A 21,574-nucleotide genomic window follows, 5' to 3' on the forward strand; every position below is an offset into this window, starting at 1 on the left:
AGACCGGCCATACTTGAGAGAGGATTCCAATGGCACTGAGTCGACAAATCAAAGAGCGGGTTATCCGTGCCGGGTTCTTCACCACGGCGTTTACATCCATCTTTGTGCTCGCGCTGATTATGTTCTTCCTGTTCAAGGAAGGACTGCCCATATTCGATGTGTACCCCATCAAAAAATTTCTTTTTGGCACGGAGTGGTACCCCACGGCGGATCCGCCGGACTTTGGCATTTTCCCGCTGCTGGTTGGCTCCATTCTGGTCACGGTGGCGTCCTCTGCCATCGCCATTCCCCTTGGGGTGATGACGGCCATTTATCTGGCCGAGATTGCCTCGCACCGGGTGCGCAGCATCGTCAAACCCATGGTGGAACTGCTGGCCGCGTTGCCGTCTGTTGTCATCGGCTTCTTCGGCATGGTGGTGTTTGCGCCGTTTTTGCAGAACTGGCTGGACGTGGCCACGGGGCTGAACCTCTTTAACGCGGCGGTGATGCTGGCGTTTATGAGTGTGCCCACCATCTGCTCCATCTCCGAGGACGCCATCTACGGCGTGCCCAATGAGCTGAAGGAAGCCTCGCTCGCTCTGGGGGCCACCCACTGGGAGACCATCTTTAAGGTTGTGCTCCCTGCCAGCCTGTCCGGCATCTCCACGGGCGTCATCCTTGGCATGTCGCGCGCCATTGGCGAGACCATGGTCGTGCTGATGGTAGCGGGCGGCGCTGGGCTTATTCCGGAATCCATTTTCGACCCGGTGCGGCCCATGCCGGCATCCATCGCGGCAGAAATGGCCGAGGCCCCGTTCCAGGGCGACCACTACTACGCGCTGTTTGCCACGGGCATCGTGCTCTTCCTCTTTACCCTGCTGTTCAACGTGCTGGCCGATTACATCGCGGAGAAGCACAAGCAGGTTGGCGCCGCCACGCTGTAGGCCGCACGAAGGAATCGATTCATGACAACGGAAACAACAATGAATGGACGGGAGTCTGCCGTGGGTACCGCCGAATCCACTTCCCCGGATATGACCATGAATGGCAAGGGCGCCCGCAGCGCTGTGGAAAAGATCATGTTTGGTCTGTTCCGCGGGGCCTCGGGCATTAACGGGCTGGCGCTCATCATCATCTGCGCCTTTTTGCTCTACAACGGTCTGCCCGCCATTTCGTGGGAGTTTTTGACCGAAGCGCCGCGCAACTCCATGACCGAGGGCGGCATCTTTCCCTGCATTGTGGGGACGTTCATCCTCTCCTTTGGAGCGATGCTGGTGGCGTTTCCCCTTGGAGTGGCCTCGGCCGTGTACCTGAATGAGTACGCCACCTCGCGCAAGATGGTGCGCGTTATCCGCCTTGGCATCAACAACCTCGCCGGGGTGCCGTCGGTGGTCTTCGGCCTGTTTGGGCTGGCCTTCTTTGTGACCTTCATGAAGATGGGCGTCAGCATCCTTGCGGGTGTGTTGACCCTTGGCGCGTTGGTGCTGCCTGTCATCATCGGCACGGCGGAAGAAGCCCTGCGGACAGTGCCGGATACCTACCGCGAGGCCTCCCTTGGCCTTGGCGCCACCAAGTGGCAAACCGTGCGCAGCGTGGTGCTGCCAGCGGCGCTGCCGGGCATGCTGACGGGCGCCATTCTTGGCCTGTCCCGCGCGGCGGGCGAAACCGCGGCCATCATGTTCACGGCCTCGGTGTTCTATACGCCCAAGATGCCGAACTCCATCTTCAGCGACGTTATGGCCCTGCCGTACCATGTGTACGTGCTGGCAACGGCGGGTACGGAAATCGAGAAAACCCGTCCCTTGCAGTACGGCACGGCGCTGGTGCTCATCGGTCTTGTGCTGGGCATGAACATTTTCGCCATCTGGCTGCGCGCCCGTTTGCAGAACAAGCGCTAACCGTTCATCAGGAAGCGAGCAATGGCGGGACTTTGCGCGGGTGTGCAAAATGTGTAACGTGATTGTAACACTGTAACAATACGCACGTCACAGTGGTGGTGTTGAAACACAAGCGTCACACATGCACGTACTCAGTCTGGAGAGCACATGGCCAACGAAAATATTTTGATTGTGGAAGACGACGAAGACATCCTGCAATTGTTGTCGTTCAACTTCGAGTCCGCAGGGTTTGTGGTGAACACCGCGCGCGATGGCAAGGACGGCCTCATGAAGGCGCGGGAAAAGCACCCCGACATCGTCCTGCTGGACCTGATGCTGCCGGGTATGGACGGCTTTGAGGTGTGCCGCGAACTCAAGCGCGAGGAAACCACCTCGGCCATCCCGGTCATCATGCTTACCGCGCGCGGGCAGGAAGTGGACCGCATTGTGGGGCTGGAACTGGGCGCTGACGACTATGTGGTCAAGCCCTTCAGCTTCCGCGAGCTGATGCTCCGCGTTCGCGCCGTGCTGCGGCGCGTTGGCGGCATTGCGCCGGAGCGCACCGTGCTGGAGCGCGGTGAACTGCTGGTGGACCTTGAGGCGCACAAGGTGAGCATTGGCGGCGACGAGGTGGCCCTGACGGCCACGGAGTTCAAGCTGCTGTCCGAACTCATCTCCTCAAGCCCGCGCGTGCAAACGCGTGATCAGTTGTTGTCCACCGTCTGGGGCTATGAGTTTGAGGGCTACGCCCGCACCGTGGATACCCACGTGCGCCGCCTGCGGCAGAAACTCGGGGACTGCTCCCGCTTTGTGGAAACCGTGCGCGGCGTTGGCTACAGGTTTAAGGAGTAGGGCGTGGCGGGCATGTCATTTCGTACACGGCTCCAGCTTGCGTTTATCCTCGTCATTGCTGCTGCCCTGCTGATTCCGGCGCTGTACTCCCGCTACGTCTTTCGCGGGGATGTGCTGGAGGACGCCAAAACCGGCGCAGTGCGCGAGCTGCGCCTAGCCGAACAGCTGCTGCTCATCCATGGGAACTTTCCCAGCGAGGAGAGCTTGCACCACTGGCTGGAAGACCTTGGCGTGCGGCTGGATTCCCGCATCACCTACCTGACCCGCGACGGCAGGGTGGTGGCGGATTCCCACGTTGGCTATTCCGTGGTGCCCACGCTGGACAACCACGCCTTCCGTCCGGAAATCGTGCAGAGCGAGTCCCAGCGCTATGGCCTCAGTGTGCGCTACAGCGGCACCCTGGAGCGAAAGCTTGTCTACGCGGCCAAGCGGGTGTCGGGCATTGAGGGACTGCCGGACGGCATCTTGCGTCTTGCCGTACCCTTTGCCGATGTGCGCGAACGCCTCGATAAAATTTATGACAACGTTGTCTACACCTTTGCCGCCGCCATCTTTTTGGCCTTTGTGCTCAGCTGGATCATGTCGCGGTCCATGGGCCGCTCCATCAAGGAGATGATTGACGTGGCGCAGGCCATTGGCAACGGCGAGTACGAAAAGCGCCTGCGCTTCTATCCGGGCCGGGAGTTTGAGCCGCTGGCGGATACCATCAACCAGATGGCCGGCTCCATTGAACAGCACGTCTCGGTCATCACCGAGAAGAAGCGTGAGTCCGACGCTATATTGAATGGCATGCGCGAAGGCGTGCTTGTGCTGGACGCCGACGGGCGCATCTCCAAGTACAACCCGGCATTGGCGGGCATCTTTCCGTCATCGCAGGAGATTATAGGCCTGCGGCCGCTGGAGATTGTGCTGTCACCCGAGTTGCAGCAGGCCTGTGATAAGGTCCTCGCCCCCGACGGCGACAACCGCGCCAAGCTGCAAATCGAGCCGGTGAAGGACCGCGTGTACGAGGTTGCCATTGAGCGGCTGGACAACAACAGCGTGGGCCTTGGCGCCATTGTCGTGTTCCACGACATCAGCGAGCTGAAACGGCTTGAGCGCGTCCGCCGCGACTTTGTGGCCAACGTCTCCCACGAACTGCGCACCCCGCTGACCACCATCAAGGGGTACTCCGAAACCCTGCTGGATAACCACATGGCGCGGGGCGAGCGCGCGGAGGCGTTCCTCGAAATTATTCTCAAGAATGCCGACCATATGGCGAAGATGGTGCACGACCTGATGAGCCTCTCCCGTCTTGAGGGCCGACAGGAGCGCTTCCACATGCAGCGCATCAACGCGCGGGGAGCCATGATGGAGGCCATACGTACCTGCCAGCCCCTTGCGGACGCGGCCGAAGTTACCGTGCATCACGACCTGCCGGAGTCCGGCGTGCCCGTGCATGCGGACTTTGACCGCGTGGTGCAGGTGTTCCGCAACCTGCTGGAGAACGCCATCCGCTACAGTCCGGCAGGGACGCAGGTGACTCTCTCGTCCCGCAAGGACGGCGATGACGTGGTGTTTAGCGTGGGGGACCACGGTCCCGGCATCCCGCAGGAAGACCGCGAGCGCATCTTTGAACGATTCTATCGAGTGGAAAAACACCGCACCAAGAACGGCAGCGGCTCCACAGGGTTGGGGCTGGCCATCTGCAAGCATATCGTCGAGGCCCACCAGGGGCGCATCTGGGTCGAGGCCCATGACGACGGCAGCTCCGGTGTGGTCTTTCATTTTACACTTTCCGCCGCCCGCTTTGACGAAGCCGGCACGGAACCGACCACGAACGAACAGGAAGCATAACGCATGCAAAAGCCACAGAAAATGGCCGCCACAGGGCTGGACTTCTATTACGGCGACTTTAAGGCGCTCAAAAACATCAGCCTCGGATTCGGGGAGAATGAAGTCACGGCGCTCATCGGTCCTTCGGGCTGCGGCAAGAGTACCTTTCTGCGGTGTTTGAACCGTATGAATGACCTCATCCTCGGCACCCGCGTGGATGGCGAGGTAACATTGGACAGCGCCGACATCTACAGCCAAAAGCTGGACGTGGTGGACCTGCGGCGGCGGGTGGGCATGGTGTTCCAGAAGCCCAACCCCTTCCCCAAGTCCATCTTTGAAAACGTCGCCTATGGCCTGCGCGTCAACGGCTGGCGCGACCGCACCCGCATTGCCGAGCGTGTGGAGCTCAGCCTCAAGCAGGCCGCCCTCTACGACGAGGTGAAGGACCGGCTGGACGAGTCTGCCCTTGGCCTCTCCGGCGGCCAGCAGCAGCGCCTGTGCATCGCCCGCGCCCTTGCCGTGCAGCCGGAAGTGCTGCTCATGGACGAGCCCGCCAGTGCGCTGGACCCCATCGCCACGCAGAAGATTGAGGAGCTGGTGCACCAGCTGAAAAAGGACCTCACCATCATCATCGTGACCCACAATATGCAGCAGGCGGCCCGCGTGTCGGATGTGACGGCGTTTTTCTACATGGGGGAACTCATCGAGTCCGACGCCACGGAGACCATCTTCACCAGACCACGCCAGAAGCAGACCGAAGACTACATAACCGGCCGATTCGGCTAGGAGGCCATATGAACGTAGAACGCCACTTTCACCGGCAGCTGGACGAACTCAAGATGCACGTTCTTGAGATGGCCGCCTATACCGAGCGCGCCGTGGTCAACGCCACCGAGGCGCTTCTGGAGCGCGACGCCGACGCCGCAGAACGCATCATCGAGGACGACGCCACCATCAACGATATGGAACTGCATATCGACGAGGTGTCCCTGCATCTCTTGGCCCTTGACGCGCCCATGGCGCGCGACCTGCGCTTCATCACCGGCGTGCGCCGCGCCATTATCGACTTTGAACGCATGGGTGACGAAGCCGTGAACCTTGCCGAAAAGACCATCTTTCTTGCCCGGCTGCCCGAGTTGCCGCATCCGCAGTTGTTGAACGAGATGGTCAGCGTGGTTCTTGATATGCTCAAGGTGACGCTGGAGGCCTTCCGCGAGCAGAATGTGGAAAAGGCCGTGGACGTATGCCGCATGGACTACAAGGCCGACGACCTCAACGTGAAGATTCTCAAGCAGACCATGGACGACATGGTGTGCGAGACCACGGGCGTTCGCCGCGCCATCAACACCATTCTTGCCGCCCGGCATCTGGAACGGGTGGGGGACCTTGCCACCAACGTGGCAGAGACGACCATTTTCATCGCCAAAGGCCTGAATGTGAAGCATCAGTGCCAAAAGACGTGACGCCGGGTCCCTCTCTCCCCGGTTTACGTGAGGGGCGGGGCTTCGTGGCGGCGAAGCCCCGCCGTTTTTTCCCCAGCGCGTGGCGCAAAAAAAAGCGGCCCTCCGGTCAATGACCGGGGGGCCGCCTTGTGCGTGGCGTACAATCAGGCCCGGCGTTAGCGGGCAATCATAGAGCGCAGGATGTCGGCACAATTTTCGGTATTGTGCGCCATGCCGTGCAGCTTTTCCACAAAGTGGATCAACTGGTAAATGTCTTTAAAGTCCATGTCTTCGTTGTAAATCTCGGACACCAGCTTGTTCTTGGCCTTAAAGATGGCGTGGCGCTTTTTGCGGATGGCCCAGAACTGGTCCTTGGTGCCGCGCCTGTCGAGGTGCTCGGTGTAGATAAGGCCAAGGGTGGCCTTGAGCGCCGGGCCGAGCATGTCGGTCAGGGAATCCACATCGTCGATAAGCTCGATGATTTTGCGCTGGTAGGGCACGGGGATGTCCACGGGGCGCATGGCCAGCCACTGCATGGCTTCCTGCGCTTCGTCGAGGACGTTGTCCTGCGCCTTGGTGTAGTTGAGGAACAGGGTTTTATCCACGGGCATGAACAGACCGCGCGGCAGGTGGTTGCGGATCCTGCGCTTAATCAGGTCGGCCTGATTTTCAATGTGGTCGATCTGCTTGGCGAGCTCCATGAACTCGCGGCACGCTCCGCCCGCCACGTAGCATTCCAGAGAATCCTTAATGATCTCCGTGCACTCGTGGATCTTCTCGTAGTGGTCCACCAGTCCGTCAAGCGGGCTGCGGGAGGTCAGCAGTCCAAACAAGGGCAAACGCATCGGGTGTCCTCCTTCCTCTATGAGGTATGGTCGTTACCTATCAGTAAACAGACCACTTTAAAAACTGAAAAATAACGATCGACGTCAGGGCCGCGATGGGTACGGTCAGCAGCCAGTAGATGACGATCTTGCCCAGTACACTGAAGTCCACGGCCTTAAAGCCGCGGGCAAGCCCCACACCGGTCACGGCGCCAACAGCGGCGTGGGTGGTGGACACGGGCAGGCCCAGCTTGGATGCCACGAGAACCGTCGTCGCGGCGGAAAAGTCCACGGCAAAGCCGCGGGTGTTGGTCAGCGTGGTGATCTTCTCGCCAACGGTGGACATCACCTTGTGGCCCAGTACGCAGATACCAAGTGCAATGCCCGCGCCGCCAATAGCCAGCATCCACAGCGGCACCTCGGCCTGCGTGAGGAAGGCATGCTGCTTGGACAGCACATAAATGGCGGCAATGGGACCAATGGCGTTGGCGACGTCATTCGCGCCCTGCGACAACGCCACATAACACGAGGTGAAAATCTGAAGGCGCCGGAAAATGCTCTCCACACCTTCCACGCTTTCGTCAAGCTCCATGGACAGGCGGGTGACCATGCGCACACCCACCAGCCACGCTGCAGCAGCCAGCATGATGATAACGCCGAGGGATTCCCACCACGTTAATGCCAGCTGTTTGCCTACAGGGGTCTTATACATAAAGGAAAAGCCCACCAATACCATGGTCAGGCCCATCCAGCGGGGCCCCCATGCCTTGGCATGCTTGATAAAATTGCGCCGCATAAAAATCTTGCGGCGAATCTGCGAGAAGATGAAAAAGGCAATGCCCGCCGCTAAAAACGGCGAAATAAACCACGAGAGGACAACCCCGCCAAGCTTCACCCAGTTCACAACGCTGGGGCCGCCAGCCACAAGGCCAAAGCCCAAAATGGCGCCCACAATGGAGTGTGTAGATGAAACGGGGAGCGCCGTGAGGGTGGCAATAAGCACCCAGAGCGCAGCAGACAGCAGGGCGGCGAACATCCCAATCAAAATCAACTTGGGGTCGCCAATGGTCGAAGCGTTGATGATGCCCTTACTCACCGTGGCCGTCACATGCGACCCAAGAAAAACAGCGCCGACAAAGTTCAGGCTGCCCGCGATAAACACGGCTTGCTTCACGGTGATGGCGCGCGCACCCACAGCAGATGCCATGGAGTTGGCGACATCGTTGGCACCAAGGTTAAAGGCCATCAAAAATCCTGCCCCAAGGGACAGGAGGAGAAAAAGATCATAAATATCCATCATTTGTTCCTTGCTGGCAGGGTGACGGTTTCGGCGTTCTCTGTTCGCGACGCCGAGCAACTGTCGGCGTGTATGTCACAGCTTTGTTACAGCTCTGTGTCGAAAACGTCATGCGGGACTCTTAATCGAAAACGGCCGTTTTGAACAGCACCACAGGCCGTTTTCGACCCCGGCTATAATTAACTGGGATTGTGGAACTTTTTGCCTGCGGCGCGGGAGGGGAAGAGGGCCTCCGGCGGGTTAAGGGAATGATTCCCTTAACAATCCCCAGGATTTTTCGGGCGGAAGCCGCCCGAAAAATAGGGGTGGGTGGGCGGGTTCTTCTGCCTTCTCTCTTCGTATTCTTGCGCATTCCGAACAGGGATTCTCACCGCCCTTCACGCACCACCAACGCCCCCCAAAAAAAATCTCTCCACATAAACACGGACGGGAGCCGTCAGGGGTGACGACAGTGCCCTCCAAGAGCACCCGGTCTGTGCGCACATGGGATTCCAAAGGGCCCCCGGCCCTTTGGCCTGCGGAGCAAAAAAAGCATCGGCCCACTCTCCCGCCGCATTTCCCCACAACGAAAAGGCCGCCGCGAGGTGCGGCGGCCGCTGTGGTGCCTGCGCGTTGCCACGCGGGCGCCCGTGTTAGAGCTTGGATTTCAGGACAAGGTCGGTGATGGGGCCTCTGGAGCGTTCGCCTTTGAGGACGAGGTGGGCGTAGTTGTCGGCGCCTTTGCACTTGCGCACGACCCAGTTGAGGCCGTTGTTGGCGACGCTGAGGTAGGGGTTATCGACCTGGCTTGTGTCGCCGAGGCAGATGCACTTGACGTTTTCACCCATGCGGGTGAGCAGGGCGCGGATTTCGACGCGTGAGAGGTTTTGTGTTTCGTCGATGATGACGCAGGCGTTTTCGATGTTCATGCCGCGAATGTAGGCGAGGGGGAGGATCTCGAATTTTTTGGGGTTGAAGCGCAGGGGCTCGGCTTTGGGGTCGATGAACAGGCGGTTTGCCGGGCGTGCGGAGTGCAGTTTGAGCAGCAGGTCCTTGATGTAGCGGACGTAGGGCTGCATTTTTTCTTCGATGTCGCCGGGCAGAAAGCCCATCTTGGCGCCGAGTTCGATGGTTGGTTTAAGGAGAATGATGCGGTTGAAGCGTTTTTGTTCCAGCACTTGGTAGAGGCTGGCGGCGAGGGCGAGGTAGGTCTTGCCGAATCCGGCTTCGCCTTGGACGGAGACGAGGTCGATGTCGGCGTTGAGCATGAGTTCCAGCGCGAGGTTCTGATAGACGGAGCGGGGGCGGGTATTCCAGACGTCATGCTGATAGGTGATGGCCTTGTCACCTTTTGGGGAGTGCAGCACGGGTTTGCCGTCCTGCCATGTAAAGCTGTTGGGAAGCGGGGCGTCGGCGTCGGAGAAGCCGGTGTAGAGCTGTGATTCGGATTCGAAGGGCTTGGAGTCCCGAAACTCCTCGCTGGCGATGTCCAGCATGGAGGCTTGCAGGCGGAGGATGCGGTCGTTGGTGACGAGGATGGGGTCTTCGATGTCTGTGGAGGACTGAATTTCCTTGAGGATGTAGTTGTCGACGAGTTCGTCCGTAAAGCGGGAGGAGCTGGAGCCGTTGCGGATGAAGCGGATGTTGTCTTTGTGCTCCAGCAGTTGGTCTATGACCTTGGCGATGATGTGCCGCAGGCGCGGGTTGGTCTTGAGTTGGTTCAGTTCGATGAGGACGTGGTAGGGAATGTAAATGTTGTTGTCGCTGCCGTTTCGCAGGTTAATGATGGATTGGGGATTTTCGATGAGGACGTTCGTATCAACCACATAGTTCTTGGGCGCGCTGTGCTGTGTGGACACGTCCTTTCCTTTGGGCTGGGGGTTCAGGCCCGGGGGCGGGCCTTTGTAACAGGCCTCGACCACATGCGACGATCCGGGGGACGATAGGCCCGGATTTGCAGAAAGGATATGACAGCGGAGGAATTGTGTAAACAGAGTCCAGAAAGAGACTGGACTTTTTCATATTCCCGTCACCAGATTGTCATACAAAACATGACGCACTGGTGACGGAAGGCAAAGATGCTTAGGAGGAGGTGAGTTGGCGCGCCATGGCTTCGCCTTGTGCGCCGCCGCCCGCCATGCGGACGAGTTCGGCAAAGACTTCGGCGTCGTCAAGGCGCTGGCAGGTGACGTGGGTGGCGCCGTCCATGATGTGCTTGGAAACCTGAAAATGCCGCGCGGCGCGGGACGCCAGCTGCGGCCAGTGCGTGATGAGAATGACCTGACGGTTGTCTGCGAGGGCGGCGATGCGGTCGGCCACGGCGTTGAGGGTGAGGCCGCCGATGCCGGCGTCCACTTCGTCAAAGATGAGTGTGGGGATGCGCTCGCGCGTCATGAGGCCTACAAGGGCAAGCAAAAAGCGCGACAGCTCACCGCCGGAGGCAATTTTGTCCAGCGGCTGAGGATGCTGCCCGGGGTTGGGGATCCACAGCAGGCGTGGGCGGTCCTCATATAGGCCGGGGGCAACTTCCGTGGGCAGAAACTCAAACTCCACGTCGACGGCTTCGTTGAAACCGAGGCCGCGCAGGTCCGTGGCGAGGGCGCCTGCAAGCTCTCCGGCGGCGCCCCTGCGCGCGCTGTTCAGCTGTTCCAGCACGCCGCCGAGTTCCGCGGACAGTTCGTCCTGCTTCTTTTCCAGCTGTTTGAGATCCAGCGTGCAGGAGTCGAGAAAGGAAATGTTGTTGTCGATTTCGGTCCTGAAGTCGACAATCTCTTCAAGGGTGCGGTTCAGCTTGCGTTTGAGCTGGGCGATTTCAAACAGGCGCGCCTCAATCTGCTCAATATCGGCGTCCCCGCCGTTCCCCCGGTCTGCGCCGCGCAGGCGGTTTTCCAGGTCCCTGAGGCGTAGGCGGATTTCCTCGGCGGATTCAGCGTCCTCGCGCCAGTCTTCATCAAGGTCCGCAAGGTGCTCCAATTCGCGCGAGAGAAAGGCGATGCGGTCCACAAGGCCGCCGTCCTCGCCGTAGAAGACGGACAGGGCGCCCTCAATGGCTTGCTCGGCCTGTGCGGATTCTTGATGCGACTGCTTGCTGGCAAGGAGTTCATCCTCCTCACCGGGCTGCGGGTCCACCTTTTCGATTTCAGCCAGCTGGAACTCAAGAAATTCGCGCTTGTCGGACAGTTCGCGGATGCGCTGGGTGAGGTGCTCGCGCTCCTTGATGAGGGCGGTCATTGCGCCAAGCAGGCGGTCTTTTTCTTCCACAAGGGAGCGGTCGGGCAGGAAGGTGTCCAGCACTTTGCCCTGATAGGACGGGGCCAGCAAACGCTGCTGGCCGTGCTGGCTGGTGTGCAGCAGCAGGCTGGGGCGCAGTTCGCGGACCACGGACTGCGAGCTGAGCTTGTCATCCACAAACTGGCGGCTGCGGCCCGTTTCGGCGGAGAGCTCGCGGCGCAGGATGCGTTCCTCGCCGTCCACATTAAAGACGGCCTCCACCACGGCCTTGTCCTTGCCGGGGCGCACCATGTCGCGGCCCAGCTTGTCGCCGGTAAGGAAGTTGATGGCGCGCAGGATGAAACTTTTGCCAGCGCCAGTCTCACCCGTGAGCACGTTCAGCCCACGGGAAAAGTCCAACTCAAGATCATCTATGAGTGCAAGATGTTGTATGCGAAGGTATTCTAGCATGATTTCACCCGGAGCGGACTGTACCTTGGGGATGTGATTTTGCCAATCCCTATTCCCCGGGTAGCCGTGCCCAGCGAAAACAAAAGTGCGCCTGCGAGTGGCGCCGCAGACAGCCGGAAAGGCTTGTGCGGTCCCGTAGCGGGTGATAGTCTGAGGAGGATATGGGGTTTACGCCCCGGCATGTGGAGATTTCGTGAACTCCCAGAAGAACCGGCCACTTATGCAGAGGGAGAATGCTAATGACTGCACCAGAAGAATACTCCGCCGACTCCGGCGATTGGTTCATTCCCGAGGAAAGCCGCAAGCACCTTGAGGAAGCCTTTGCAGACCTGAAGGGCGACGTTGCCATCGAGGTCTTTACCCGCAAGGGCGAGAACGACCCCTATAATGACGCCACAACCGGCTTCTGCCGCGACCTTGGGCGACTTTCAGATAAGATTGCCGTTACCTTTCACGATTGCGATTCCGACCATGCGAAAGAGCGCGACGTCACGCGTTCGCCAACCGTGGTCCTGCAGCCGGACGCTGTGCGCTTGCGCTACATCGGCGCGCCTCTCGGCGAGGAGGCCCGCACATTCATCGAAGCGGTGATGCTGCTGTCCTTTGGCGAGAGCCGCCTCTCGGACGTGTCCGCCGACCTTATGAAGGAGTTGGACGAAGAGCGCGCGGTGAAGGTGTTCGTCAGCCCCACGTGCCCGTACTGTCCCGGACAGGTGAGTAATGCCTTCCGCGCCGCCATGCACCGCCCCGACCTTGTCTCCGCCGAGTGCGTGGAGACTGGCGAGAATCCCGACCTCGCCGAAAAATACAGCGCCAATGCTCTGCCCAAGACCATAATTAACGAAACGTTCGAGCAGCGCGGCCTCTACCCCGAGGAGCGGTTCGTTGCCGAGTTGGTCTCCCTCAAGTCCGCCGATGAGTTGCAACACGCCATGGCCGAGCCAAAGGACGACAACGTCAAGAAGGTGGACGTGGTCATCGTCGGCGGCGGTCCTGCGGGACTCACCGCCGCCATCTACGCCGAGCGCGCAGGCCTCGCCAGCGTCGTGTTGGAAAAAGGTGTGGTCGGCGGGCAGGTTGCCCTGACGCCGGAGGTGGAGAACTATCCCGGCTTCAAGAAGGTCGGCGGCATTCAGCTTATGGACCTCATCGGTGAACAGGCTCGTGAGTACGGCCTCGTCAAAGAGGGGGAAGAAGCGCGCGAGGTCAAGGTCGGACGCGATATCGAAGTCTTCACGGACCGCACCCACTACGTGGCCAGAGCGCTTATTCTCGCCACGGGCGCGTCTTCAAAGCGCCTTGGCGTCCCCGGCGAGGATGAACTCTTCGGGCGCGGCGTTTCCGTATGCGCCAGCTGCGACGGCTGGGCCTACAAAGGCAAAGAGGTGCTCATGATCGGCGGCGGCTCCTCCGCACTCACCGAAGCTCTGCACCTGCACAACATGGGTATAGGCGTCACCATCGTCCATCGCCGCGACAGCTTCCGCGCCGAGAAGCATCTGCAGCAAAGCGTGGAGCGCGAGGGCATCCCCGTGCTGTGGAACACCGTCGTGGAGGAATTTGTCGGCGACGACAATGGCCTCAAGACCGTGCGTCTGCGTAACATTCAGGACGACACCAAAACCGAACTCGATGTCCCCGGCGCATTCGTCGCCATCGGCTGGCGTCCCGAAACCACCATCGCCCAGATGCTCGGCGTCAAAACCGACGACTACGGCTACATCGTCGCCGACCGCCACATGCGCACGAATATCCCCAGGATTTACGCCTGCGGCGACGTCATCGGCGGCGTCCAGCAAATCGTCACCGCCGTCGGCGAAGGCTCCACCGCCGCCCTCTCCGTCTTCGAAGACATCGCCAACCCCTACTGGAAAAAGCCAGAAGGCGAGTAGAGCGGTCGCGAGGAGGGATGGCGGCATCACCAATCATGAAAGCGCCCCGGAGACGGGGCGCTCTTTTTTGTGGCGGTGAAGGGAGAGGGCAGGCAGGGCTGCGGAGGAGAGCGGAAAGCAGGGGGAACGAGGCAAAAGAGGAGAAGTGCCTCCGGCGGTTTAAGGGCCATGGGCCCTTAAAAATCCCAAGTGCGAACAGGCCGGGTGCGCGTGGATGGGACTGTCGTCACCCCTGACGACTCCCGGGGAAAGGGAGGCGGGGCTGGCTTTGTGGAAGGGGCGGAGACGAGGCTTTTTTTGCTCCGCAGGCCAAAGGGCCGGGGGCCCTTTGGAATCCCATGTGCGCACAAGCCGGGTGCTCTTGGAGGGCACTGTCGTCACCCCTGTGTGGCTCCCGTCCGTGTGGATGGGAGAGTGTATTTTTGGGGGGCGTTGGCGTGTCCGGATGATCGGTGAGAATCCCTGTAGAACGGGACCTTAAACGGGCGAAGCTCCCATGGGACGCCCGCCGAGAAGAGTAATGTCCTTCATTCATTGAGGCCTCGGCACTGCCTTCTTCATTTGTCTTCTTCATACCCCCGCGCGAAGCACAGAAGCACCAAAGCCTTCGAACGCTTCCAAGCGTTCAGAGCGGCCCCGCCCGTGCCGTGCTCCGCCACACGCCCACCACCAACGCCCGCGCACAGCATCCGGCCTGCCCGTCACGATAAATACAATCCCACCACCCGAGCCATCACCTCCCCAACCGCCATCCCCCCGCGCGAAGCACAGAAGCACCAAAGCATTCGGACGCTTCAAAGCGTCCAGAGCGGTCCCGCCCGTGCCGTGCTCCGCGATGCGCCCACCACCAAAACCCGCGCACAGCACCCGGTCAGCCCGCCACGATAAATACAATCCCACCACCCGAGCCATCACCTCCCCAACCGCCATTCCCCCGCGCGAAGCACAGAAACACCAAAGCCTTCGAACGCTTCCAAGCGTTCAGAGCGGCCAAGCCCGTGCCGAACTCCACCATGCGCCCACCACCAACACCCGCGCACAGCACCCGGCCTGCCCGCCACGATCAATAAAATCTCACCACCCGAGCCATCACCTCCCCAACCGCCATCCCCCCGCGCGAAGCACAGAAACACCAAAGCCTTCGAACGCTTCAAAGCGTTCAGAGCGGCCAAGCCCGTGCCGCACTCCACCATGCGCCCACCGCCAACACCCGCGCACAGCACCCGGCCTGCCCGCCCAGCCACAGCCTAAAAACCACGCCCGAGACCGCCCCACATCCACCACCTCCAACAATCCGGCTCCGGCCGGAGGGGGACGGGTGTCCAGAGGGTGCGGGGGGAATGGTACAGTCCGGGTACATAGGTAACAGATTAGTCCGGGAACATGGGTAACACTTCAGGCATAGTCTGCCTGGAGGTAGCGTATGCCCTGGACAGAGGTAAGACCTATGGATGAACGGATTCGATTTGTTGTAGAGGCTGGGTCAGGAGCTGAGAACATGTCTTGGCTTTGTAGAAAATATGGCATTAGCCGAAAAACTGGCTATAAATGGCTCAATCGCGCACAAATGCATGGAATATTTGCTTTAAGCGAACACAGTCGAGCTCCGCGAAATTGTCCGCATCGCACGCCAATCGAGATGCGAGAGGCCCTCATTGCTTTGCGCAAAGCAAATCCAAGTTGGGGGCCAAAGAAAATAGCATCTGAAGTAAGCGATCGCTTTGGCCTAAGGCCTCCGGCGCCAAGTACGATTGCTTTGATTTTCCAAAAGGAAGGACTTAGCAAGCCCCGCAGACGCCGTAATGTTGTTATCCGCAACTGGCCCAACAAGCTCACTGAAGCAAGGCATCCTAATCATGTATGGACAATGGACTATAAAGGTTGGTTTGAGTTGCCCAATCGTAAGAAATGCTGGCCCTTCACTGTAATGGATCTGCACAGCCGTTACGTTTTGGCTTGTGATCCACTTGCCCAACCAGCCTTGGCCCCAACACAAGAAGCCTGTGACCGTGTTTTTTCCTACTTCGGCTTACCTCAAATTATCAGGGTGGATAATGGAATTCCCTTTGCGAGCTGTGCGGCCGGAGGAATATCGCGCCTTAGCGCCCAGTGGCTTCGCCTCGGAATAACCGTGGAATTCATTGAACCGGGAAAGCCTCAACAAAATGGTGCGCACGAACGAATGCACCGCTCTTTAAAGCGAGAACTTCGTAGAGCAGACACTCTTCGCCGCCAAAGACGCAGGTGTCAGACATGGCGGAGGATTTACAACCATAGCCGCGGTCATGAAGCTTTAGGCATGCGAACGCCTGCTGCTCTTTATGCGCCATCAAGCAGACGCCCACCAAGAATCCTTCCAGATTTCGTATACCCCCCTGAGTATATTCTGAGGCGAGTGAAGCGAAGCGGCTCCATACAATGGAGGGGACATCACAGATTTATCAGTCAAAGCCTGCACCGATGCACAGTGGGCCTTTTGCCAAACCAAAAGGGCGGTATGAATATCTATGCTGGATCAATCTTTTTAGGAGTACTGAATGATTCAGACACAAAAGGCTTAGTCAGGCCCTAGGGGCAACCTGTACCGCCAGAACCTGTTACCTATGTTCCCGGACAGAAGTGTTACCCATGTTCCGGGTTGTACAAATCCTGCAAGGTTCCCCCATCACCCTTTGGCCGTCGGAGACACGGCGACAACACCCAGAAATTCCACCGAAAGCACCTCTCGGCCCCGCCAACAAAAAGCACTACCACCGCCCCTCTCCCTCTCCCTCTTCTCTCTTCCACTGCCTCCCCCCCCACTCCCCAAACCACCCTCACCCCCACCACCCCTTGCCATTCCGACGAAAAAACGCAAAATTCCTCTTGACGAAAACGCTTAACGATAATAGTTCCTATTTGTGTAAGGAGGGTGCCGATATGGAAGCAAAGAGTCCCAAGAGGATGACGAAGCAACGGCGAATCATCCTGGAGGAGCTCCGCAAGCTCACGAGTCATCCAACTGCTGATGAGTTGTATGAAATTGTGCGGGAGCGGCTCCCAAGGGTGAGTCTTGGAACTGTTTACCGCAACTTGGAGGTCCTCTCCGAGAGCGGAGAGATATTGAAACTGGAATCGGCCGGAAGCCAGAAGCGCTTTGACGGTAATCCTATGGATCACCACCACGTGCGGTGCATGGGGTGTGGCCGTGTGGGCGATGTTGAGGTGCTGGGTGACGCAACGCTCCCCGCCCTTGAAAATTTCCGGTGCGAAGGGTTTTCCATTACGCGGGGCACGCTTGAATTTACAGGCCTGTGCGACGCGTGCAAGGAGAAGCTGGACGAAGAGGGCGCCATGCCCGAAGCCGCAACCCAGACCAGACAGTAGTCTCCCCCTCTTGACGAAGAAGACTTCTGACATATCCTCTACAATAGCGAACTGTTAAACATACTCGAACGGAGAATTCGACATGAAATCCATCAAGGGTACGCAGACAGAAAAGAACATTCTCACTGCTTTTGCCGGCGAATCTCAGGCACGCAACCGCTACACCTACTGGGCCAGCGTTGCCAAGAAGGAAGGCTACGTCCAGATTTCCGCCATCTTCACCGAGACCGCTGATCAGGAAAAGGAACACGCCAAGCGCCTGTTCAAGCTCCTTGAGGGCGGCGAGGTCGAGATTGGTGCGGCGTTCCCGGCTGGCACCATCGGTTCCACCCTTGAGAACCTGAAGGCCGCTGCCGCTGGCGAGCAGGAAGAGCACGAGCACATGTACCCCTCCTTCGCCAAGGTCGCCCGCGAGGAAGGCTTTGACGAAATCGCCGCCATTTTCGAGGCCATTGCCAAGGCCGAGCAGTTCCACGACGAGCGCTACCGCGACCTCGCCGCGAACATCGAAAACGGCACCGTATTCAAGAAGCGCGACACCATCGTGTGGCGCTGCCGCAACTGTGGCTACATCCACGAGGGCACCGAAGCTGTAAAGCTGTGTCCCGCCTGCGCGCACCCTCAGGCGCACTTCGAAGTGCTGACCAAAAACTGGTAGCCCCTGAGTGGTCGCGGCCAGCCGCGATATGAAAAAGACAGCCCCCGGCGCATGCGCCGGGGGCTGTTGTTTTGTGGGGGTGGTGCCGCTTGGCGCGGACTAGATGTCTGGCGCGGACGACCGGGCCGGGGACTTTTCCACCAAATCGCACAGAAGCAGGGCCGCGGTCAGGTCGCTGGCGTTGTCCTGCGTCATGGACGTCATGATGTATTCTTTGAGGGCGTGGCAGGTCTCCACCAGTAGCTGGCTTTTGGCGGCCTCGAAGTGGTAGGCCACATCCAGCAGACAGAGCAGGTGATACTGCCATTCCTCGTTGTCCTTCACGTGGTAGCGCAAAATCTCGCGAATTTTCAAAACGGCGAAGACCACGCTTTCCAGCTGTGAATAGTTCCGTGCGAATATCTGCCCGTCGTTGATGACGGGCGGTGGGTACGGTGTGAGCGGTGGTGATGCGACCGCCGCCTTGCGCGCCCTGAAGGCGTCAAGGGATACGACCTGCGGCATGCTCGGCCTCCATCTGTTGCAAATTCACGTGGGCCAGAGACGTCCAAAAGCGTCTCCGCTACACCTCTTTTCGGCGGCGGGGGCCAAAACATTAGGTCCCACCGTCAATTTCCCGCCTTGCTGCAACTGTGAGCCATGGGCAAAGGCCCTGCACGGTATGCATAGGCGCGGCGCTGCGGGACCTTCCACGGTCTGGACTGCTTTTTGCTTTTGCCCTTGGAGCGCATCCCGCGCGAGCGAAACCCGTCGCCGATGGCGGCACAGGAGCAGGGCAGCCATGAAATACGACTTCGGATTTGGCGAAAAAGGTGCGGCACTTCGGACGAACACCGCAGAGCAGACCATGCGTGTAGCCTTTCTTGAGGATATGCGCGAAGGCGGCATTTGCGACAGAATGATTCGTGAATACGGCGAACTGGCATCGGCCATGAGCCAGATGCTGGGAATGCTGAATGAAAAGGGCTTTGAAGACGGCCTGCGCGGTGCGGACCGCGAGCGCTACCAGCGCATCATGGCGCGGATGACCTCCTCCGCCACCCGAGCGCGCGGCGTCATTGACGAATCGTCCGAACTGGAGATGGAATCCCATCTCGTCCTGAGTGGCACCGAAAGCACAATGATGAATTAACCGCCGCCTGCGGCCTCCGTGTGGGGCTGTGGCGGTGTTTTGACGCAGAGACAGGCACAGGGCCGATTCCGCGAGGGATCGGCCCTGTGCCTGTTTTTGATGGATGGGGTGCGCGGTGGACTATTCGCCTGCGGCGGTGAGGGCAATGTCCGCCAAGGCGTTGACGCAAGCCGCCGCAAGGGGTGAGCCGCCTTTGCGGCCCGCAATGGTAATGAAAGGAACATCCGTGCGCTGGGCCAGTAGGGCTTTGGATTCCGCCGCGTTGACGAAGCCGACGGGCATGCCCACCACAAGGGCGGGGCGGATGGCGCCGGCGTCAATGTGCTCCATAAGGCGGAGCAGGGCGGTAGGCGCGTTGCCGATGACGAAAATGGCGGGCTGGAGGCGCTCCACGGCGGTATCCACAGCCATGCGGGCACGGGTGTGGCCGGTGGCCTTGGCCTGCGCCATAACGTCCGGATCATTCATGAGGCAGGTGACGGTGCACCCAAGGGGTGTCATGCGCCGCATGGGGATGCCCATGCGCGCCATCTCGGTATCTGTGACAATGGCGCAGCCCGAAGACAGGGCGGCGACGCCGGAACGCACGGCGCCGGGAGAAAAGCGCACAAGGTCCAGCATTTCAAAGTCTGCGCTGGTATGAATGAGGCGGCGGACAACGTTCCACCTGTGGCCGGTAAAGGGGCGCGGCTCGGGAACTTCCGCGTCGATGATGGCCATGGACGAGGACTCTATGCCGTGCGGCGAAAAGGCGGAGTGGAGTTTTGGGGTGTCGCTCATGCGGACTGCTCCGTAAGTTTGGCAAGCTGGAAGCGCAGGGTCTCGGCGTCCATGTGGTTGCCGAGGTTCTGGTGGCAAACCATGCGCAGATGCAGGGCCTGCGGCGTTTCGGAAAAGGGTTCGGCCAGCGCGAGGGCCTTTTCAAAGTCGCCGCAGTTCATGAGGCTAACGGCAAGGGCAAGGCTGATGCGCTCGTGGCCGGGGTTGCCGGTCAGTCCAAGGGCGAGAACACGGATGGACTCGGGGTATTCCCGGCGTTTTTGCAGCATCATGCCAAGGCCAAGGGCCGCTGTGGCGTCAGGATGGTAGGCGAGGGCGCGGCGGAACAGCTTCTCCGCGATGTCCGGCGAGTCCAGCACGTGCAGATTGGACGCGTAGTCGCCGTGGGCGAAGGTCATGCCAAGGCGCGCGAGGAAGTCCGCGTGCAAGGGGGCGAATTCGGGGTCGTCCACGAGTTCGATGGCGTCCACGAACTCCGGCAGCCACGAATAGTAGGTTTCCCGCAGGCGCGCGCCGTAGGCCTCGACCGTGGCAAGGTCCAGCGTGTCGTCCATCTCAAAGTATTTGATGTCCTCAACCGGGGCGTTCCAGACGTCGTCGGTGGCGCCGGTCTTTTCCTTGTACATCTCATAGAGCTTTGTTCCCGGAAAGATGGACAGGATAAAGAAATGCACAATAAGGGGGCGGATGTCGCGGATGAGGTCAAGGGACGCGGTAATGGTCTCCTCGGTCTCGCCGGGGCTGCCGTAGATGAAATAGGCGCGGGCAAGGATGCCGTAGCGCGTGGTGAGGTCAAAGGCGCGCCGTATATCTTCTGTGCGGACGTTTTTGTTCAGAAATTCGCGGATGTCCTCGCTGCCGGATTCTACGCCGTAGCTGATTTGGATGCAGCCCGCCCGGCGCATCCACGAGAGGATGTCCTCGTCCACGCGGTCCACACGCGAGATGGCCGCCCATTCGATATTCAGTCCCCGGCGCAGGATTTCCTGACACACGGCGATGACGCGTTTTTTGTCCATGGTGAACGTGTCGTCGGAAACATAAAAGAATGTTTCGCCGCGCTGTGTGAGCAGTTCCAGTTCATCCACGAAATGTTCTGGGCTGCGGAAGCGGACTTTGGCTCCCCACAGGGCGGGGGAACCGCAAAAAGTGCAGCGCCCCGGGCATCCGCGCGAAAGGGCAACGTGCTGGTACGAGAAGTGCCGTGCAGGAATGGGCAGGGCGTCCAGGTCGCGGATGCGTTCGCGCTGCGGGGTGTGGATGACGTTTCCGGCCTTGTCGCGTAGTGCAAGCCCGTGTATGTGGGAGAAGTCTGTTTCAGTATTGGCAAGGGCTTGGGCGAGCTCCAGCATGGTGTATTCGCCTTCGCCAATGACGCAGCAGTCCACATTGTCCGATGAGGCAAGGAAAAAGTCCGAAAGAGTCGTGGAGCCGACACCTCCGAAAACATTTATAACTTTGGGGTTCACCTGTTTGGCGATTTCGGCTATTTCAAGCGCGCCGAACCTGTTGGCCTGAAGCACGGAAAAACCGATGAGATCGGGCTTCTTTGCTTCCAGCTCGGCGCGGATGTCATCACCGCAGCCGACTTTGTCGTGCCAGTTGCAGACCTCCACATCAAAGCCGTGCTCTTTGAGCATGGCGGCGATCCAGTAGACCCCGATGGGGACGCTGACAACGTCTTCGGTGTGGGTGCGCTCTTCGAGCCAATAGGGATAGATGAGCAGAATGCTGAGTCTGTGAGGCATGGTCGTTTTGTTACGTCCTTGACGGTTGGCATTTGGGCGCGGACCTTCCGCTCCAGCGGGTGTACCCGAAGCAGAGTTCGACTTCCAGGGAAAACCGGGTAGGCTGCCCGAGGGCGGCATACCACGGTCGTGAAAAAATGAACAATAGGTTTGACGAAGTGGCCTAACATTCATTATATGCTGACCAAGTTTCAATCATGAGCGGATGTCTGAATAAGGGGGGCATCCGCCTGTCCGTGCATGGTTGAAATT

Annotated in this window: 18 protein-coding genes; 11 read left to right on the forward strand and 7 right to left on the reverse strand. The window is 59.6% G+C overall.

Annotated elements, in window-relative coordinates; genetic code table 11:
• The first annotated feature begins 29 nt into the window (after positions 1–29).
• The 6 genes from pstC to phoU all read left to right on the forward strand — a co-directional run bounded on the left by pstC (position 30) and on the right by phoU (position 5,986).
• Positions 30–923, forward strand: coding sequence for a phosphate ABC transporter permease subunit PstC (pstC, locus tag ACYQ2T_RS01355; protein WP_459897830.1), 894 nt, complete (start codon positions 30–32; stop codon positions 921–923).
• 135 nt (positions 924–1,058) lie between these two features.
• On the forward strand, positions 1,059–1,877 hold the full coding sequence (pstA, locus tag ACYQ2T_RS01360; RefSeq protein WP_459900072.1) for a phosphate ABC transporter permease PstA: 819 nt from the start codon (positions 1,059–1,061) through the stop codon (positions 1,875–1,877).
• Positions 1,878–2,024: 147 nt separating this feature from the next.
• A complete protein-coding gene (locus ACYQ2T_RS01365) occupies positions 2,025–2,708 on the forward strand; it encodes a response regulator (RefSeq protein ID WP_459897832.1) in 684 nt (227 codons plus the stop codon).
• 12 nt (positions 2,709–2,720) lie between these two features.
• Positions 2,721–4,544, forward strand: a complete 1,824-nt coding sequence (locus tag ACYQ2T_RS01370; RefSeq protein ID WP_459897834.1) for a HAMP domain-containing sensor histidine kinase — start codon at positions 2,721–2,723, stop codon at positions 4,542–4,544.
• 3 nt (positions 4,545–4,547) lie between these two features.
• On the forward strand, positions 4,548–5,309 hold the full coding sequence (pstB, locus tag ACYQ2T_RS01375) for a phosphate ABC transporter ATP-binding protein PstB (protein WP_459897836.1): 762 nt from the start codon (positions 4,548–4,550) through the stop codon (positions 5,307–5,309).
• A gap of 8 nt (positions 5,310–5,317) precedes the next feature.
• Entirely contained in the window at positions 5,318–5,986 is a 669-nt protein-coding gene (gene phoU, locus ACYQ2T_RS01380; RefSeq protein ID WP_459897838.1) for a phosphate signaling complex protein PhoU, read from the forward strand.
• Positions 5,987–6,141: 155 nt separating this feature from the next.
• Here phoU and ACYQ2T_RS01385 read toward each other — a convergent pair whose 3' ends face one another.
• The 4 genes from ACYQ2T_RS01385 to ACYQ2T_RS01400 all read right to left on the reverse strand — a co-directional run bounded on the left by ACYQ2T_RS01385 (position 6,142) and on the right by ACYQ2T_RS01400 (position 11,746).
• Positions 6,142–6,810 carry a DUF47 domain-containing protein gene (locus tag ACYQ2T_RS01385; RefSeq protein ID WP_404845679.1) on the reverse strand — a complete coding sequence of 223 codons (669 nt, stop codon included), beginning with the start codon at positions 6,808–6,810 and terminating at the stop codon, positions 6,142–6,144.
• 40 nt (positions 6,811–6,850) lie between these two features.
• Entirely contained in the window at positions 6,851–8,086 is a 1,236-nt protein-coding gene (locus ACYQ2T_RS01390) for an inorganic phosphate transporter (protein ID WP_459897840.1), read from the reverse strand.
• Between the two features lie 632 nt (positions 8,087–8,718).
• Entirely contained in the window at positions 8,719–9,924 is a 1,206-nt protein-coding gene (locus tag ACYQ2T_RS01395; RefSeq protein ID WP_459897842.1) for a PhoH family protein, read from the reverse strand.
• A 223-nt stretch (positions 9,925–10,147) separates the two neighbouring features.
• Positions 10,148–11,746, reverse strand: a complete 1,599-nt coding sequence (locus ACYQ2T_RS01400) for a DNA repair protein RecN (protein WP_459897844.1) — start codon at positions 11,744–11,746, stop codon at positions 10,148–10,150.
• 239 nt (positions 11,747–11,985) lie between these two features.
• Here ACYQ2T_RS01400 and ACYQ2T_RS01405 point away from each other — a divergent pair, with 239 nt between their 5' ends.
• The 4 genes from ACYQ2T_RS01405 to rbr all read left to right on the forward strand — a co-directional run bounded on the left by ACYQ2T_RS01405 (position 11,986) and on the right by rbr (position 17,662).
• Complete coding sequence (locus tag ACYQ2T_RS01405; protein ID WP_459897845.1) at positions 11,986–13,638, forward strand: FAD-dependent oxidoreductase; 1,653 nt, start codon at positions 11,986–11,988, stop codon at positions 13,636–13,638.
• A gap of 1,447 nt (positions 13,639–15,085) precedes the next feature.
• The gene (locus ACYQ2T_RS01410; protein ID WP_459897495.1) at positions 15,086–16,210 is read left to right on the forward strand and encodes an integrase core domain-containing protein; all 1,125 of its coding nucleotides are present in this window, start codon (positions 15,086–15,088) and stop codon (positions 16,208–16,210) included.
• A 347-nt stretch (positions 16,211–16,557) separates the two neighbouring features.
• The gene (locus ACYQ2T_RS01415; protein ID WP_459897847.1) at positions 16,558–17,004 is read left to right on the forward strand and encodes a Fur family transcriptional regulator; all 447 of its coding nucleotides are present in this window, start codon (positions 16,558–16,560) and stop codon (positions 17,002–17,004) included.
• A gap of 82 nt (positions 17,005–17,086) precedes the next feature.
• A complete protein-coding gene (rbr, locus tag ACYQ2T_RS01420; protein ID WP_459897849.1) occupies positions 17,087–17,662 on the forward strand; it encodes a rubrerythrin in 576 nt (191 codons plus the stop codon).
• 99 nt (positions 17,663–17,761) lie between these two features.
• Here the strand turns inward: rbr and ACYQ2T_RS01425 are convergent, their stop codons facing one another.
• A complete protein-coding gene (locus ACYQ2T_RS01425) occupies positions 17,762–18,166 on the reverse strand; it encodes a hypothetical protein (protein ID WP_404845686.1) in 405 nt (134 codons plus the stop codon).
• A 277-nt stretch (positions 18,167–18,443) separates the two neighbouring features.
• Between ACYQ2T_RS01425 and ACYQ2T_RS01430 the strand changes: the two genes are divergently transcribed.
• Positions 18,444–18,794 carry a hypothetical protein gene (locus ACYQ2T_RS01430; protein ID WP_459897851.1) on the forward strand — a complete coding sequence of 117 codons (351 nt, stop codon included), beginning with the start codon at positions 18,444–18,446 and terminating at the stop codon, positions 18,792–18,794.
• 120 nt (positions 18,795–18,914) lie between these two features.
• Here the strand turns inward: ACYQ2T_RS01430 and ACYQ2T_RS01435 are convergent, their stop codons facing one another.
• Both ACYQ2T_RS01435 and ACYQ2T_RS01440 read right to left on the reverse strand, forming a co-directional pair.
• A complete protein-coding gene (locus ACYQ2T_RS01435) occupies positions 18,915–19,574 on the reverse strand; it encodes a precorrin-8X methylmutase (protein ID WP_459897853.1) in 660 nt (219 codons plus the stop codon).
• Positions 19,571–21,322, reverse strand: a complete 1,752-nt coding sequence (locus ACYQ2T_RS01440) for a B12-binding domain-containing radical SAM protein (protein WP_459897855.1) — start codon at positions 21,320–21,322, stop codon at positions 19,571–19,573. The genes ACYQ2T_RS01435 and ACYQ2T_RS01440 overlap by 4 nt, the downstream gene beginning before the upstream one ends.
• Positions 21,323–21,574 lie beyond the last annotated feature (252 nt).

The organism is Desulfobaculum senezii, assembly GCF_054657395.1.